At 48.7% G+C, this 15574-nt stretch carries 12 protein-coding genes and 1 riboswitch; of the genes, 5 read left to right on the top strand and 7 right to left on the bottom strand.

Annotated features, from left to right (window positions below):
* The first annotated feature begins 377 nt into the window (after positions 1-377).
* Together ACTL32_RS05615 and ACTL32_RS05620 are read left to right on the top strand one after the other, a co-directional pair.
* Positions 378-1715, top strand: a complete 1338-nt coding sequence (locus ACTL32_RS05615) for an NtaA/DmoA family FMN-dependent monooxygenase (protein ID WP_441340542.1) — start codon at positions 378-380, stop codon at positions 1713-1715.
* A 165-nt stretch (positions 1716-1880) separates the two neighbouring features.
* Entirely contained in the window at positions 1881-3317 is a 1437-nt protein-coding gene (locus ACTL32_RS05620; RefSeq protein WP_441340543.1) for a DHA2 family efflux MFS transporter permease subunit, read from the top strand.
* Positions 3318-3573: 256 nt separating this feature from the next.
* Here ACTL32_RS05620 and ACTL32_RS05625 read toward each other — a convergent pair whose 3' ends face one another.
* Complete coding sequence (locus ACTL32_RS05625; protein ID WP_441340544.1) at positions 3574-4296, bottom strand: NADPH-dependent F420 reductase; 723 nt, start codon at positions 4294-4296, stop codon at positions 3574-3576.
* Between the two features lie 581 nt (positions 4297-4877).
* Positions 4878-4959, top strand: a riboswitch (cyclic di-GMP riboswitch).
* Between the two features lie 56 nt (positions 4960-5015).
* Between ACTL32_RS05625 and ACTL32_RS05630 the strand changes: the two genes are divergently transcribed.
* Positions 5016-6308 carry an S-layer homology domain-containing protein gene (locus tag ACTL32_RS05630; RefSeq protein WP_441340545.1) on the top strand — a complete coding sequence of 431 codons (1293 nt, stop codon included), beginning with the start codon at positions 5016-5018 and terminating at the stop codon, positions 6306-6308.
* A gap of 164 nt (positions 6309-6472) precedes the next feature.
* Here the strand turns inward: ACTL32_RS05630 and brnQ are convergent, their stop codons facing one another.
* The 5 genes from brnQ to ACTL32_RS05655 form a co-directional block, all read right to left on the bottom strand.
* Positions 6473-7798, bottom strand: a complete 1326-nt coding sequence (gene brnQ, locus ACTL32_RS05635; RefSeq protein WP_441340546.1) for a branched-chain amino acid transport system II carrier protein — start codon at positions 7796-7798, stop codon at positions 6473-6475.
* 538 nt (positions 7799-8336) lie between these two features.
* Positions 8337-8714 carry a hypothetical protein gene (locus ACTL32_RS05640; protein WP_441340547.1) on the bottom strand — a complete coding sequence of 126 codons (378 nt, stop codon included), beginning with the start codon at positions 8712-8714 and terminating at the stop codon, positions 8337-8339.
* A gap of 153 nt (positions 8715-8867) precedes the next feature.
* On the bottom strand, positions 8868-9839 hold the full coding sequence (locus ACTL32_RS05645) for a sortase domain-containing protein (protein ID WP_441340548.1): 972 nt from the start codon (positions 9837-9839) through the stop codon (positions 8868-8870).
* A gap of 55 nt (positions 9840-9894) precedes the next feature.
* Positions 9895-11226, bottom strand: a complete 1332-nt coding sequence (locus ACTL32_RS05650; RefSeq protein ID WP_441340549.1) for a hypothetical protein — start codon at positions 11224-11226, stop codon at positions 9895-9897.
* 333 nt (positions 11227-11559) lie between these two features.
* Positions 11560-12384, bottom strand: coding sequence for an alpha/beta fold hydrolase (locus tag ACTL32_RS05655; protein ID WP_441340550.1), 825 nt, complete (start codon positions 12382-12384; stop codon positions 11560-11562).
* Between the two features lie 455 nt (positions 12385-12839).
* On the opposite strand from ACTL32_RS05655, the gene ACTL32_RS05660 reads away from it, so the two are divergent.
* On the top strand, positions 12840-13406 hold the full coding sequence (locus tag ACTL32_RS05660) for an RNA polymerase sigma factor (RefSeq protein ID WP_441340551.1): 567 nt from the start codon (positions 12840-12842) through the stop codon (positions 13404-13406).
* A complete protein-coding gene (locus ACTL32_RS05665; RefSeq protein WP_441340552.1) occupies positions 13399-14136 on the top strand; it encodes an anti-sigma factor in 738 nt (245 codons plus the stop codon). The genes ACTL32_RS05660 and ACTL32_RS05665 overlap by 8 nt, the downstream gene beginning before the upstream one ends.
* A 67-nt stretch (positions 14137-14203) precedes the next feature.
* On the opposite strand, the gene ACTL32_RS05670 is transcribed toward ACTL32_RS05665, so the two are convergent.
* Positions 14204-15487 carry an ATP-binding protein gene (locus tag ACTL32_RS05670; protein WP_441340553.1) on the bottom strand — a complete coding sequence of 428 codons (1284 nt, stop codon included), beginning with the start codon at positions 15485-15487 and terminating at the stop codon, positions 14204-14206.
* Positions 15488-15574: the final 87 nt, after the last annotated feature.

Below are 15574 nucleotides of genomic sequence, written 5' to 3' on the forward strand. Positions count from 1 at the left end.
ATTCAAACATCAGCCGGCCATCCGTTGCTGAAGAAACGGCCTCCCAATTTTCTATTTATAAGCAATTGCGCAGATTAAAAAGAAATGGGAATGTCCATAATAGAGGAGATCGCTGGTATATACTAAATCGTACTGAATAGGCAAAAAACCTTTTAAACTTTATAGACAAAGAAAATACTTTGTAAATAGGGAATTAACAGCTTCGGCAATCGGTGATAATTTATTGGGATAGAAAGAGCATATGCGAGTGAATCACACGGAAATACTTAGTAGGCTAATTATGTGCAGCTTCTTTATTTGATAAAACTGATTGAATAAAGATCCTTAAGAGGCTTCTGGTTAATTGGATATTATTGAAAACGGAGGAGAATAGAGACATGACAAACAGAAAAGAGATGCAACTGGGATTACAGATGGTTTCCGGCTATGGAGGCGAATTCAGTGCTTGGAGAGTGCCTGGCACTGATCCCGCAGCCTATACGAATATGGACAATTATGTGGAACGGGCGAAAATAGCGGAAAAAGGGAAATTCCAGATGATTTTCATTGCAGATACACCGGCATTAACCGTCGACTTGGGACACCAGACGCCAAGTTTTCCGATGGACCCGATGCTGGCCCTTATGGCTGTGGCCAGGGAAACAGAGCATATCGGCCTTGTGGCAACCCATTCCACAACGTTCAATCATCCCTATAATATTGCGCGCCAGTTCAAAGCGCTCGATGTCATCAGCCGCGGACGTGTCGGCTGGAATGCGGTCACTTCATCCATTCCAGCAGCAGCAGCGAACTTCGGCATGCAGGTTGCCGGCAGGAAAGAACGATACGCCATGGCGCATGAATCGATCCAAATTGTCCAGGCGCTGTGGGGCAGCTGGGAACCGGACGCATGGACGTTGGATACTGAAGGCGGCACATTTGCCGATATGGACAAAATTCAGCCGATCAACCTTCAAGGGCAGTACTACGCTTCCCGAGGTCCGTTGCCAATTCCGCCTTCAGAACAGGGGCAGCCGGTACTATTCCAAGCCGGCGGCGGAGATGAAGGGCTGGAACTAGCGGGGAGATACGCATCCGGCGTCTATGCGAACCCTTATGATATTGACTCGGCCCGGCAACACCGGCAAGCGCTCCGGCAAAGTGCGGCCCGTTTTGGCAGAAACCCGGATGATATCAAGATGTATGCCGGCTTTATGTTCTCGATCGGCGCGACGGAAGAAGAAGGCTTGGAGCGGCGGAGACAGTTGATGAGTTTCAATCCGGAAGAGATTCCAAGCCGCGTCAGCTACTTGGGTTCCATGGTGGGGTTAAGGTTATCGGTGCACACAATAGATATCGATCAGCCCTTGCCGGCTGACCTGCTGGCTCGTGCTTATGCTAGTCCTCAGGATCCCCGTTCTCCTAGAGCGTTGGAGCTGCTAAAACAAGGGATTTCCATTCGGGATGTTCTGGCGCACGGCGTCATTAACTATCACCCGGTCGTTGCCGGTACCGCTGTGCAAGTGGCAGACTTCCTGGAAGAATGGTTTTTGGCAGGCGCGGCAGACGGTTTTTCGGTTGTTCCGGATATCGCCTACGACGGCGTGGCAGATTTCGTGGAACAGGTCGTCCCGATTCTGCAGGAGCGCGGATTGTTCCACAAAGAGTATGAAGGAAACACATTGCGCGAAAATATGGGCGTCCCTTACCAGTATGGGAACGCTGAGATCGAGTAATTTAGAGAAGAAAATATTCGTTTGAATCATTGCCTTAAATAACTATAAGAAATGCGGTTCTTCAAAAAAGAAGTAAACAGCAACTCATGCTTATGGAATTTTGGAAACGTAGCTTTGCAAATAACAAACCATTATTAAGTTAATTAGGTTACTAGGAGAGAAAAAATGAAGAAACAATACAATACAAAAGCGATTTTGGCGTCGCTGTTGATCGTCGGGTTTGTGGGCATGTTCAGCGAAACTGCTTTAAACATTGCCATGGTGAATTTAATGGACGTATTCCAAATTTCGGCGGCAACTGCCCAATGGCTGACGACGGGATTCCTGCTGACGCTCGGTATTTTGATGCCGATCAGCGGCTTGCTGCTGCAGATGTTTACGACAAGACAGATGTTCATTGGAGCGCTTATCAGCTTGATTACAGGGACATTGATTGCAGCGCTCGCGGTCAATTTCGAGATGCTGATGGTTGCCCGCGTACTGCAGGCTGCAGGCATGGGCTTGCTGCTTCCGCTGATGTTCAATACGATTCTGGTCATCTATCCCCCTGAAAAGCGGGGGGCGGCCATGGGGTTTGTCGGACTGGTCATCATGTTTGCGCCAGCAACCGGCCCGACCATAGGCGGTTTATTAATCGAATACTTAACGTGGCATTTCATTTTCTGGTTCTCGCTGCCATTCCTGGTCATGGGACTGCTGATCGGGCTGAAGTATCTGGAAAACGTCACCGAAGTGACGAAACCGCGGATCGATCTGCTGTCAGTCCTGCTGTCAACTGCAGGTTTTGGAGGAGTGGTCTTCGGATTCAGTAAGGCCGGTGAAGGAGAGGCGGGATGGGGCAGCATGGTCGTTGTCACGTCCATCATCATTGGGCTGGTTGCTTTGTTCTTCTTCGTGCTGCGCCAGAATTCGATGAACGATCCGATGCTGGACCTGAGGGTTTTCAAATTTCCGATGTACGTAATCGGGCTGCTTCTGGTGATGATGTCTATGTTGATTATTATGTCGAGCATGATCATTCTGCCGATGTTCCTGCAGACAGGTGCCGGATTGTCTGTCTTTATTGCCGGGCTTATGCTATTGCCTGGTAGTGCGTTGAACGGGCTTCTCTCGCCCATTATTGGACGGTTATTTGATAAATTCGGACCGAAATGGCTCGTCATTCCGGGTCTTATCGTCGTCACGACAATGTTATGGTTTTTCAGCACGCTCACCACTGCTTCTTCAGTGGCGTTTATCGTAGCGCTGCACATTGGCCTGATGGTAGGGATCGCAATGATTTGGATGCCGTCTCAAACGAACGGCTTGAATCAGCTGCCCCCTGAATTATATCCGCACGGCACGGCGGTCATGAACACATTGCAACAGGTTATTGGTGCAATCGGGACAGCAGTAGCTGTCAGCATTTTGACAGGCGGTATGGAAAACTATTTACATGGATCCTCTGCACCGACCCGGCCGGCTGAAGTTGCCAATGCGATGGCTTCAGGATTGCAAAACGTCTTTCTGTTTACAGTAGGGGTCGCGATCATCGGCCTGATCATGGGATTCTTTATCCGCCGGGTCACAGTGCGGCGCGAAGTGATCAATTCGCCTCATTAATACTATAGAAACGGACGTACTCGTTAATAGTTAGAAATGCAGCTTACTTAAGAAGAAATAGAGTCTGTGACATATTAAATATGCTGGATTAAGCCAATTAAGAAACCTTTCACACGGTATGAGAAGCAGTTGGCTAAATGAAAAACACAAAAAATGAAGCTCAGTAGCTTAAAAGATAACTACTGAGCTTCATTTTTTTTCCTTTTTACGGATGCATAAAAATTTTTCATAGCCATGAACAGCAGGGGTTCTAGAATTAAGAATTATAGGTCTCCCGGTTAATTCTCACAATATCTTCATGTGTCATTCCAGCTGAAAACTTCTCCATGACCTTATCCCGCTGAATGGGTGCTTTTTCTTTATCGGCCTTATTCAAGGCTTCGATGAGTTCTTCTTTTGTCAGTTCGGTGCAGTAGGCAGGGGTTCCCGGCTGCTCTCTCCAGGAATCACTCAACGAGCCGCCATCCACTGCGTCGAAGCCAAGTTCATTCACGACATCGATCATCAATTGCTTTTGTGCGGGGTCATCACCGGCAATTGCCATGGCAATGCGGCCAGCCGTGCCTTCGGGAGTGCCTTTATTTTCTAACGTATAAGCTAACTGATTGCTGAATGCTTTGATGACCGGTCTTCCTATCTGGTTTGAAACCCAAACGCTTTCAACCATTCCGTTCTCAATTTCATCGATTTTATTGTCTCTGAATGGATAATAATTGGATGTGTCTGCAATGGTGACGTCCTCCCCAACCTGATCGACGATAGGACGAATGCTCGGCATGACATGAAGGGGGAGAGAAAGTAAAAGGATATCGATGTCGGCGATAACTTCTTCTGCATTCACAGGTGTTCCCGCAATGTCCTTGCTTTCCAGATGTTTAATGTCCCGGGCATCGGCAATTTTGACCTCGTGTCCATTTTCAACTAATTTTTTCGAAATGCTTGCTCCAATGGGGCCTGCCCCTATAATTCCAAATTTCATAACTTTTCCTCCTCATGTGAATTTATTTATATAGTAGTTCTATCTGCAAACTTTAAATGTGTCTGCTCCTTTCTAAGGTGCCAATAGGTGTCCTTAGTACATTTACATTGCCTTCTTCCTAAACTGCAAAGGAAACTTGCATGATTGAAGCAGGGCGATGGAACTTTATCAAATAGATTTATTCTCAAAAGCTTAGCCCCTTGCCGGAAATTTATTTAGTAGGCTAAATAAATTATAACACAAGAGAGGAAGGATGAAAAATGCAAACGAGGGGAATCCTGCTTAAACTTTCCATTTTGGAATTGGTGCAAATGTATAAAGGGAACGACCCAAACGGCTTATCTATCCTTAATGAGCAAGCTAGCTAAACGGAAGGCGCATAAAATCTGATGAGAAAAATTTGCCTGAGTACAGCTGCTAATTATCAGGCAATACAACAGAACGAAGCTGAAGGAATTACTGGTGAATAAAATGTATTTAATTACTATTTTTAACAATAATTAAATTAAAAACAGATATTAATATCTATACTTTAAAAACCTCTTCGCCTTTATGATTGAGATAAATGAAGAAACCCGCTTCATTGAGAAAGGCAAACTTATTGAAAAATAAGGACGCAAAGCCACGGGCCTAAGGCATGGCTATGGCCGCCGGGTTGCCAAAGAGAAGGGTTTTCCTTTTCCTTGGGGATCAGAAGGGAAAATAGAGGAGGAAAAGGAATGGTTAGAAAAAAGGTGTTTGCAGTAACGTTGTCTGCGCTGCTATTGTCCACATCAATCTCAAGCGGCGTATACGCAGCAAAAGATAACAGAAAAGGTGTCGAAATCACTTTCAAGGATACGGCAGAAATGACATGGGTGAAGGATTCCATCGGCCGTATGAAGTCGAAAGAGATTTTCCTGGGCCATAGCGACGGCTTGTTTGAGCCGTATGCTCCGGTTTCAAGAATCCAGTCGATCATCACGGTTGTTCGGTTAACGGGATTGGAAGACGAGGCATTGAAAAAGAAGGTGACAACTTTACCTTTTAAGGATGCGAGTTCGATCAATCCGAAGTACTATGGGTATTTGTCTGTTGCCCTTGAAAACGGCTTGCTTTCAGCAGATGAAAAGGTGTTTTCAGCGAACAAGCCGGCGACCCGGGTCTGGGTCTCAGAACTTTTGGTGAAAGCGCTAGGATTGGTTGAAGAGGCGGAAGAAGCGGCACAGGAAACACCTGAGTTCAAAGATGCCGATGAAATGTCTTCGGAAGAAGCTGGGTTCGTCAACGTAGCTGCAGAATATGAAATTTTTGCCGGCACTTTGGAAGGGTTCTTCAATCCGGGACATAATATCACAAGAGCCCAAATGGCTGCCGTCCTCGATCGCACGTATGGCACTTTGCTTGAAGAAGAAGGGGCTTTGACTGTCAACGGAGCGGTAACGAAAATCGAATTCATTAATGGGATAGGCTCAATCACCGTCAAAAACTTTAATGGCGAAGAGAAAGTGTACCAGATTGCAAAAGACCTGCTGGTCCAATTCCAGACGCGTTTCCTGACAGCTGATCAAATCCGGATTGGCGATACGGTGGAATTGTATGTAGAGAACGGCGTTGTCGTGGAAGCGTCCATTTATACAGAGACTGCAGGAGAAAGCCTGCTGCCGGGCATTCAGGAAGTGAAGGCCGAAGCAGAACTGGCAGACGGCACGAAGCTTGAACTTGCTTACTCCAATAAAAAAGGAAAAGAAAAAGTGAAGTTTGAAAGTAAGAGCGACGATGAAAAGATCGAATACCAAGGCAGTGAAGCTTTGACGTTTATCAAGGGTTATCTGACACAGTGGAACCTGTCCCCGGACATGGCGAAAGAACAACTGGAAGCTGTGGTTCTTGCTTCCTTCGGGCAAGAAGTGAAAGAACTGGAAGTCAAAGTGAAGTTTTCAAATGGCGAGAAACTGAAGCTTGAAGTTGAAGAGCAAGATGATGAAGACGAAAAAGAAGAAGATGAAACATCAGAGTCTGAAAACGAGTAATTAAGAGGTAATTCTAAAGGTTTGAAAGGGCAGCCGATTCGGCTGCCCTTTTTATCGTCTATGGAATGTATAGGGCTTGATGCTTGCCGGCAGAACTAAGGGAAATGATGAAAACCAGCCTTAACCGGCTGGTTTTTTATTATGGGTTGAAGAAGACAGGGAAGTTACAGCGATGAATGCCCTTTCATTTCATCACCGGACCTGCCCCTGAACTTATCAATCCCATAGCCAATCAGCGCTGCTAGAAACGCTGGCAGGACCCACCCCAGTCCCTGGGCAAAAAACGGGGCCCAACTGAGCCATTTGTTTACCGAGTCAAATCGATAGCCGAGGCTGTCCAGAACCTGATGAAATGCATAAATAGACGTTACCACTACTGAGAACCGGTACATCATCCGGCTTTTTCCGCCGATATGCTCGAATAAGGAGAGGATAATCAAGACAATCGCAATCGGATAAATAAACACCAATAAAGGAACGGCCAGCTCCAGAATGGAATTCAAGCCCAGATTGGACACCAACAAGCCGATTACGGAGAAAATAGCGACATAGCCGGTATAGGTTATCCTTGGATAAATTTCGTTGAAAAATCTGGAGCAGGCATTGATCAGACCGATCGCTGTCGTGAGGCAGGCGAGGATAACGATCAAACCGAATAGGAGGCCTCCACCGCCAGCGAACAAGAGACTGGCTGCTGCCGTCAGGATTTCCGCTCCGTTTTCGAATCCGTTCCCCTTTGGAATAACCCGGCCGATCCAGCCGAGTGAAAAGTAAACAACGGCCAATCCCAGGCCCGCTATGAGAGCGGCTCCCAATGTGCCTTGGACCAGCTCTTTTTTGGATGATGCTCCCTTATCTTTCAAGGCATTGATTACCACGATTCCGAACGCCAGGGCTGCGACTGCATCCATCGTGAAATAACCTTCCAAGATTCCGCTGGCCAAGGGGGCGGAAACAAACTTCCCGACAGCAGGCGAAGAGACGTTCTCGAATGTGAGAAAAGCCCGGATGACTAGCGTGGCTAAAACAAGCAGTAAAAGCGGCGTCAGGTATTGGCCGATCCGGTCCACGATTTTTTTAGGATTCAGGCTTAGAAAATAAGTGATGCCGAAAAACACAAATGAGAACAGAGCGAGCGCAAGTCCGCCATCAATATTGAAAACTTGTTTAAATCCCAATTCATAGGCAACATTGGAAGCTCTCGGTATTCCGTAGAAAGCGCCGATGGAGAGATAGATGATGATGGCAAACACCAGACCGAAGAGGGGATGCACCCGGCTCCCCATGGAAATCAGGCCATTGTCCGACATCGCCACGGCCATAATGGCCAAGAACGGCAATAAGACCCCTGTGATCAGAAAGCCCGCAATCGCCGGTCCGAAATTGCTTCCCGATTCCAGCCCGAGAAGCGGAGGGAAGATCAGGTTGCCCGCGCCGAAAAATAAAGAAAAGAGCATGAATCCTGCAAATATTACATTCATTCGACTCATCGTAATTCCTCCTGGTTTTTAATGCAATGCCCGGCATTATTGCACCTGCTATAGCTAGATCTGCGATCTTAAAATTTATTCATCGTAAAGCTTGTTCAACTGGTCCAGCTGGCCGGACGAAGAAGCCATTCATGAGTGATAAGCAATTTTGTTGCCGTCACCTTAAAAAGTTTTTCTGCTATTTTAAATTAATTATATATGATTAACGGGTAAGAGTTCCTTAAATACAAAAAGAGAGAAGACATTGGGGAGAACCTGTCTTCTCTCTTGGTATGCTTTTGAGAACTGAGCGGAACTGGCAAAGCTCATATTCTCTTTGAAAGCGGCGGTTGGCCAGCTTATATCGTGTCATTGAAAATTTCAGCATCATTTTCAAGATCGATTATTTTCAGCCGGGAAGTGGCTTTGATAAATCTCGTCCTATCGTTTGGCTTTTTTGCTTTAAAGCTCTTTGATAATTTTTCGTTGGACGGCTTCTGCTAAATGGATCAGCTTGAAAAGATTTTCGGTCTCCATTTGTTGCCAGGCATCATCCATTTTACTTTGTATATCCTTCAACGATGGCATGGAAATCGGGTTCGGAGGCGTAATAATGTTCTCCTATAGTGTTAGATGTGAAGGAGAGCGTTTCATCCCCATCTTCAAACAAGTGTACCGAGTAAATATAGCCTTCCCCGGCTGACTGGTCTTGGAGCGGGGTGAAAGTGACGCCTTCCATGTCTTCGAGAAATGCCTCAATCGTGCGAGCATCAGCAATATTGGTTTTTTCACCTGTCCGCCCGTCGACAATTGAAATTTCCGATACGTCCCCAAGATCTTCTTTATACAGGTCGGCAAGCGTTCCGGACGGCAAGGCGCACGCCGCCAGAAGGAACGGACAGCACAGCAGGATACATAAGCAACAGGTTTTATTCATATTCATCGCTCCTTCAGAATGTGTTCCAGCCAAAAGTCCCTTCCGGTAGGTTCGCTATGTGGCTGCTGTATTCCTGTAAGAAAAAGGCATTAGGCGAATAAAACCCTGATCCAAAATCTCTGCGGGAGAGATCGGATTAGGGTATCTTATCTTTTATTCAGATTTCTGGGCTTCCGCCTTCTTGGACTCGTTCAAGTCGACATCGACCGACGTGACATAATAGCGCTTGTCCGCAGTGTTTTCGATTTCGATCTTCTTGCGGTCGAAAAGCGAGACAGTAGCGATTTTTTTCTTTTCACCGGTCGTCAGGTCTTCTTCATAGACGCGGTAGCCGATGATGGCGTCATCACGTACTGCGTGCCATGACAAGTTAAATGAAGTCGCGGCCACATCCGTCGGCGGGGCAGGCGGTTGTTGCTGCATGTCGGTATCGGAGATCAGTTCGGCTGAAACTACAAGGCGTTCTTCATGGGAGCCGATGGAACGGTTGAAGTCGCCGGTACAGGTGATCAGGTTAATCATCCGTTTGTCGGAGGCTCCAAAAATTTCTTCGATCGGTGCCTCGTCCGTGATATAGCTCGTGATTTCCTTCACTTCAAAAACCATCTTGCGGCCGTCGGCGTCGGTCACGGCCACTTCATCGCCGATCTTCACTTTCTTTAAATCATAGAAGATGGCTGGACCCGTCAGGCTGTCGACATGGCCTGCAAGCACCGAATTGCCTATGGCGCCGGTTTTGAAACCGGGCTCGAACCAACCTACCTGGTCGACATCCTCAGGCACGCCCATTTCTCCGTTTTCAAGGATACCGGTCGGCTCAATGGCCGCTTCGACACCGATGGAAGGGATCTCGATCTTAGCCGGTTCCATGCCTTTGATGCTTTCCTGGCGTTCCTTTTGAAGCATTTGCAGCTTTTCCCGCTGAGCAGGCAGGATGGGGAATTCGGCAATTTTGTCTTCTTTTTCGATGGTGCTTCCTGCAGCTGCAGATGCGGTTTTGACGTCAGAAGCTGGCTGAACGGCCGCTTCTTCTTTGAGAAGGGTATTATTTTCGAGCGGTTTCATAATAAAGAACAGCGCCACTGAAAGCAGCAGCGCAATCCCCATCGGAATCCATTGCTTCATGATCCATCCTCCCTTTCAACAGGAATAGAGAGAGCGCACGGCCCTCTCCTGAATTTTAATCTTGCTTTCTTTGACGATACGTCACAGTTCCGGCTGCGGTAATGAACAACAAGCTCAACGCTGACCAAATCATCAATTCATTGGACGAATTTTCTGTGCCGCCAAAGCCGGTTTTCGGCATTTTTTCGGGTGCGGCAGTCTGGAACTTTTCAGGGAATTGATCCGTGACAGCGGCGCTCAATCCTTTGCCGATGCCGAACATGGTGGCATAGCCTTCGCGGTAGGTCGCGTAGGAAGCGTCATAATCGCCTGAAGTGTATTGGGTAAATGCATCCACGACCGTGGTTTCATGAGCAGTGATCCCATCGATGGTCGCTTGGAGCGGCATGCGCTCTTCCGTCGCGGTGCTCAGAAAAGTTCCCAGCTCTTCCGCAAAGGTGTTTTTCAACGTACTGGCGGCTTCTTTTGCGGCAGCTGCGTCATCTGAAGCGGCGGCTGTTGCCAGGTCGCCTTGCACGGAAATGTGTTCATTGTTCCAGATGCGGACGAACTCGGTTCCGGCTTCCTCGCCGTAAATCGAAGCGATGGCTGCCCGGAACTCTTCCGTATTCTGGTCCTGTGCCCAGTCGGCGAAATCGAAATCTTCCGCTCCGCTAAACCCTTTGGTCATGCTGAGTTGGGCCAAAGCGAAATGCTCAGCCGCAATCCGGTTCACGTCAGCGCGGAAATCGCCGGCTGCTGTATTCGGATCCGTAAACTGGTCCGGGAATTGTGCAGCGATTGCGCCGCTGATGGCACTGCCGGCTCCGAATATCTGCTTGAAACCTTCCAAGTAAGATGTATAGGCGGCGACATAATCACCGGCTGCATACAGATCGAATGTGTTCTGGACAAAATCTTCATGGGTCCGCAATGCCTGCTGCGCGCCTTCCTCCGGCAGTTTTCCTTCCGTGGCTGTGGCTAAGAAAGCAGCCATTTCTTCCGTAAACGATTGGATTTCCTCCAAGGACTGCTGTTTCAAGTCATCGTTTCCTTCTTTGACAGCCAACGCATAATCCTCGGTGCCCATATTATGCTCTTCGAAAATTGCTCCAAAGGCGGCTCCGCCTTCTTCGCCGTAGACAGAAGCGATCACTGGCTCCATGTCTGCGGCATTTTCGGCAAGCGCTGCAGCGGCAGCCTCTGCGCCTTTGTCTCCGTCATAGGTTTTCATCATGGAATCGACCGCTAACGCATAATGTTCCGACAGCAGGGAATCCAAAGTTGCCCGAAGTTCCACCCCTGTCGTATCTGTCTTCGGCAGCTCATCTGCCAATGCGGTTGTTCCGAAGCCCGGCGCCAAAAGCGCTGCGCCAAGGACCGGCGCCAATAATTTTTTCCATTTCATCTCTCCACACTCCTCGCGTTTATTGTTCTTGTCTACCTAACGGAGCGAGAGGGGAGATAGATCACTTTTTTCAGGATTTTTTTAAAAAAAGAACCGCTTTTCACCGGGGTTCTTTGGATGTGAAGAAAGAGATGCTTTCCAACGCTAGATTTGGGGTCCAGGTGACGGCACTTTTCTTGTGCAGAATCGTATTTCTTGGCTAGCTGTGCGTAATTTAACCTTTGCTGTGCGTATTTTAACCTTCGTTGAGCGTAATTTAACATTCACTGTGCATATTTAATGGAATTAAAGGAAAACCCGTCCAGCAGATTCAGCTGGACGGGTTTCGCTGATTTATTTCGTTTTCACGCCTGAGCTTTTCAGGAAGCGGATCATTTCGGTATTGAACTTTTCCGGTTCGTCGCCGTTCATGCCGTGCCCGCTTTTTTCGAAAGGCACAAGGACTGAGTTCGGAATCCCTTTTTTCAGTTCTTCGGCAAGCCCGTAAGCACAGATCTGGTCTTTCTTGCCATGGAAGATGGCGGTCGGCAAGGAAATGCTGGCAATTTCATCCCGCAAATCTTCGTCTCTTAAGGAAATGGCGGAATTCACGGTTGAATGCCCGCCGGCTTCAAGGCCGAGCGATTCGAACCAGCGCAGGAATTGCGGCGATTTCTTCTGTTCAAAGAACATGTTCGCAAAATCTGCAAGGAACGCCGGACGGTCCGCTTTGACCTGGGCAATGATTTGATCGACTTCTTTCGGCTTCATGTTCAAGGCGAAACCTTCACGCTGCGTGAACGAAGGGGCTGCAGCGCCCATCAGCAGGAGCTTATCGATGCCTTCTTCACCGTACTTCGTTAGATAGCGGATGGCGATTGGGCCGCCCATCGAAAAGCCAGCCAGCACGAAATCCTCCAGTTCCAGATGATCCACGACCGCCTTCACGTCGCTTGCTGCCGTATCGTAATCATAGCCGGACCACGGTTTGTCGGATTTCCCATAGCCGCGCAAATCGATGCCGATAAAGCGGAAGCCGTTGGCAGCCAGCTCGCCGATCTGTGATTCGAATGCCTTGTGGTTCAATGGCCAGCCATGTATGAAAACCACCGGCTGCCCGATGCCGATGTCTTCTGCATAAACGTTCACGCCGGATTCTACTTCAATAAAATGTCCCAATTAGATTCCTCCTCGGATTTTTCAGATTTATTCTCTTCTGTCTTTTCCCCGATCCTATTTTTATAAACAATTCCTTAAGACTGTTGGACTAGAGAGATTCCACTTGTATAAGAAGATTTGGCTGAAATGGCACGAAAAATATCTTCAGAAAAGAATGCTCTGGAGGTAGCAACGCCGCTGCATTCATAGACAGGAGGAATCTGCACAGGCATTGATGAAATTTGAGCTTCATCTCCTTCATAGGGGACGGGCAAAAAATAATTCGCCGAAAAGTGAACTGAAAAGCTGTTGCCGACGTTTTATCAGCAAATGCAGAATCGGCTAAATAAAGAGAAGGCCTGCCCCCAAGGCTAGCCGCTCTGCTGGGGAATCCCGAATTTTCTGCATGCATCCGTTTTCCTGCACGGCAAGTTGTAGTAAGCTTGAAGCATGACAGTTGAAAAAGGGGCAAGTCGATGGAGAGAAGTTCAGACTTTACGCTTTATACTCGCATACAGAATAAAGACAAAGACGCGCTTGAACAATTGTACGACCGCTACGAGAAGATCCTATTCTCGTTCATCCTGAAACTGACGGAAGACCGGGACCTGGCGGAAGAAGCCTTGCAGGAAGTCTTCATCAAACTGTGGCGGGGCAAAGGGGAGTACAATGAAAGCAAAGGGAAGTTCACTTCCTGGCTGTTTACGATGTCGCGCAACGTGGCGATTGATTTGATTCGCAAACGGAAAAAGCCGTCCGTGCCGCTCGATGAGATCGGGGATCTGGTGGATACCGATTCAACCGTTGAACACCAAGCGGAATGGCAGGAAGAGAAAACACAGATCCAGGCCGCGGTGCAAAGCTTGTCTGCGGAACAGCAAAAAATGATCCAGCTGTTTTATTTCAAAGGCTATACCCACGAGGTCATTGCGGATAAGTGCGGCATCCCGCTTGGGACCGTGAAAAGCCGGATCCGCCTGGCGCTTGGGAAATTGAAAAAATCATTGCACGATGTGCAGGAAAGGGGGGCTAACGATGACTAGAATGGATTGCGAACATGTGGTGGATTATTTGAATGGTTCATTGACGGCGGATGAGGCTCGAGAATTCGAAGAGCATCTGGCGGGCTGTGAAGACTGCCGGGAAATCCTGGCCGCAGCCGGCGAGCTCCCTTATCTTGCGGAAGCCGCCGAACCGCCTGCCGGCATGAAGGAACGGATTCTCGGCAATGTATTCGCTGAAGAAGAAACAAAGGACGGACGGTACGGGCTGAAGGCAGTGCCGGTACATGAAGAAGATTTTGAATTGGAAGCGCAAGCGCGGTCGCCGAGAGAGCGCATCTGGTGGCGGCCGATTCTCGCCGCTGTGCTGCTGTTCTCGCTGCTTGGCAACGCTTATGCGTTTCTGCAGCTGGCGGAACAGGAAGAACCTGCAGCCGAAACGGCTTTCCAGTCGGTGGATCTGCAGCCGAGCGAACAATTCCCTGGAGCGGGAAAAGCGGCCATCATCCGCGATGAAGCTTCGCTCGAGCTCGTAGTGCAGGCAGAAGGCCTTGAAGCGCTTGAAGGCAATGAAGTCTATCAGGTCTGGCTGCTGAAAGACGGCCAGCCGATTCCCGCAGGCGCATTCACGCCGGGTGAAGCCGGAGGCGGAAGCACTTACTTCACCCTCGAAGAAGACATCGAAGGCTGGGATACGATCGCGGTCACCAAAGAGCCGGAATCAGGCAACGAATTGCCTGAAGGGGACATCGTCCTAAGTTCGAGTTTATAAAGCCGCTTTTCGAAGCGCCCCAATAGAAAAAGCAAAAGACCGCTGCATGCCAGGCGGTCTTTTGCTTTTATTTTTGGCTCAGTGTTTCAGCGGGGCGGTAACGGACGAGAATCATGTCCTCTCCTTCATCAGAAACGACTTGGAGCGTTTGGTAAATTTTCTCGATGGCATCGTGCAGTTCTTCGAGCGATCCTGCGACAAGGTTGAAGCGCCCGAACATCGGGGAATAGGAGCCGGTATGCTGGATGACATCGCCCACATGCCGGCTGGAAACGAACGACAGCACTTCCGGCATCGCCAGCACGTCCTCGAGGCCCCTAATTTCAGCGATAGTGCCATTGTCCAGCAGGATCGGCAGGTTGCAGGACGGATATGGGATATAGCTGTCATCGAATGCGGAAATGTCATATTTTCCGAGTTCTTCTCCGACTGCATGGTCGAGCATCATTTCGAGCAGGTTGATGCCGGTCTGCTTTTCGACGATCGTATAATGCTGGGATCCGCTGATGCGGAAGCCCATTTCGTAGATGAAAAACTCGCCGTTGTCGTAAAGCGCCTGGATCATGAGCACGCCATTCCGGATGCCCATGCCTTTCAGCATGGCGCGCACTTGCGGATCGACGGCCTCCAGGTAAAGCTCGCGGTGGACGGAAGGGAACGCCACGGCGATCGGCAGCGGCGGCAGATCCTTAAAATGCTGGTGGACGTGGCGGTCCGTGACAGCCGACAAATACACTTCGCCGTTTTGGACCGTATAGTACATCATTGTTCCGTAGCTGTTGTCGATGAACCGTTCCACGATGACGCCGCCGGATTTCGATTGCTCCGCCGCTTTTATGTAGCCGTCTTTCAGTTCGTTTTCGCTGTAGCAGATGGTGATGCCCTGGCTCGCGTAGCTGTCGACCGGCTTGACGATGACAGGGAAGCTGAGTCGGGCGATGTCTTCTTCAGCCAGCTGACTGTCCAATGCGTATTCCTCGATGACAGGCACCCCGAATTTGCGGCAATGCGCTTTGAATTGGTCTTTGTTGGAGCAGATTTCCAGTTGTTCTTTTGTGGCGTAATAAGGCAGGTTCAGGCGTTCGCACAGTGCCAGGGCATTCCACGTATTAAGGTCGTCAAATCCGTTGAAAACCCCGTGAACGCCTTCAGCCCGGGCGATTTCCGCGAGCTGTTCAATATCCGAGGTGCTGATATCGTAATGCTTGTCGGCGACCGCTTTGGCCGGGGAGCCTGGCGACTTGTCGGTCACAATTGTATAAAACCCCATCTTTTTGGCGGTTTCCACGACATTCACCATATGCGCAATTCCGCTGAGGATTAAAATCTTCTTTCCATCGAAATGATCCACCTTGTAGCCTCCTTAACTTTGATGAGCTTCATTGCACTCGATACACTTTCGGTCTATGCCAAATTTATCAGCCGAAAAAAAATTTGT

It is taken from the genome of Planococcus sp. FY231025 (assembly GCF_052078085.1).
Lineage (GTDB): Bacteria > Bacillota > Bacilli > Bacillales_A > Planococcaceae > Planococcus.

Bases quoted from the DNA above. Each gene is read 5' to 3' on its own strand.
- ACTL32_RS05615 (WP_441340542.1), top strand. From the start codon at position 378: ATGACAAACAGAAAAGAGATGCAACTGGGATTACAGATGGTTTCCGGC.
- ACTL32_RS05620 (WP_441340543.1), top strand. From the start codon at position 1,881: ATGAAGAAACAATACAATACAAAAGCGATTTTGGCGTCGCTGTTGATC.
- ACTL32_RS05625 (WP_441340544.1), bottom strand. From the start codon at position 4,296: ATGAAATTTGGAATTATAGGGGCAGGCCCCATTGGAGCAAGCATTTCG.
- ACTL32_RS05630 (WP_441340545.1), top strand. From the start codon at position 5,016: ATGGTTAGAAAAAAGGTGTTTGCAGTAACGTTGTCTGCGCTGCTATTG.
- brnQ (WP_441340546.1), bottom strand. From the start codon at position 7,798: ATGAGTCGAATGAATGTAATATTTGCAGGATTCATGCTCTTTTCTTTA.
- ACTL32_RS05640 (WP_441340547.1), bottom strand. From the start codon at position 8,714: ATGAATAAAACCTGTTGCTTATGTATCCTGCTGTGCTGTCCGTTCCTT.
- ACTL32_RS05645 (WP_441340548.1), bottom strand. From the start codon at position 9,839: ATGAAGCAATGGATTCCGATGGGGATTGCGCTGCTGCTTTCAGTGGCG.
- ACTL32_RS05650 (WP_441340549.1), bottom strand. From the start codon at position 11,226: ATGAAATGGAAAAAATTATTGGCGCCGGTCCTTGGCGCAGCGCTTTTG.
- ACTL32_RS05660 (WP_441340551.1), top strand. From the start codon at position 12,840: ATGGAGAGAAGTTCAGACTTTACGCTTTATACTCGCATACAGAATAAA.
- ACTL32_RS05665 (WP_441340552.1), top strand. From the start codon at position 13,399: ATGACTAGAATGGATTGCGAACATGTGGTGGATTATTTGAATGGTTCA.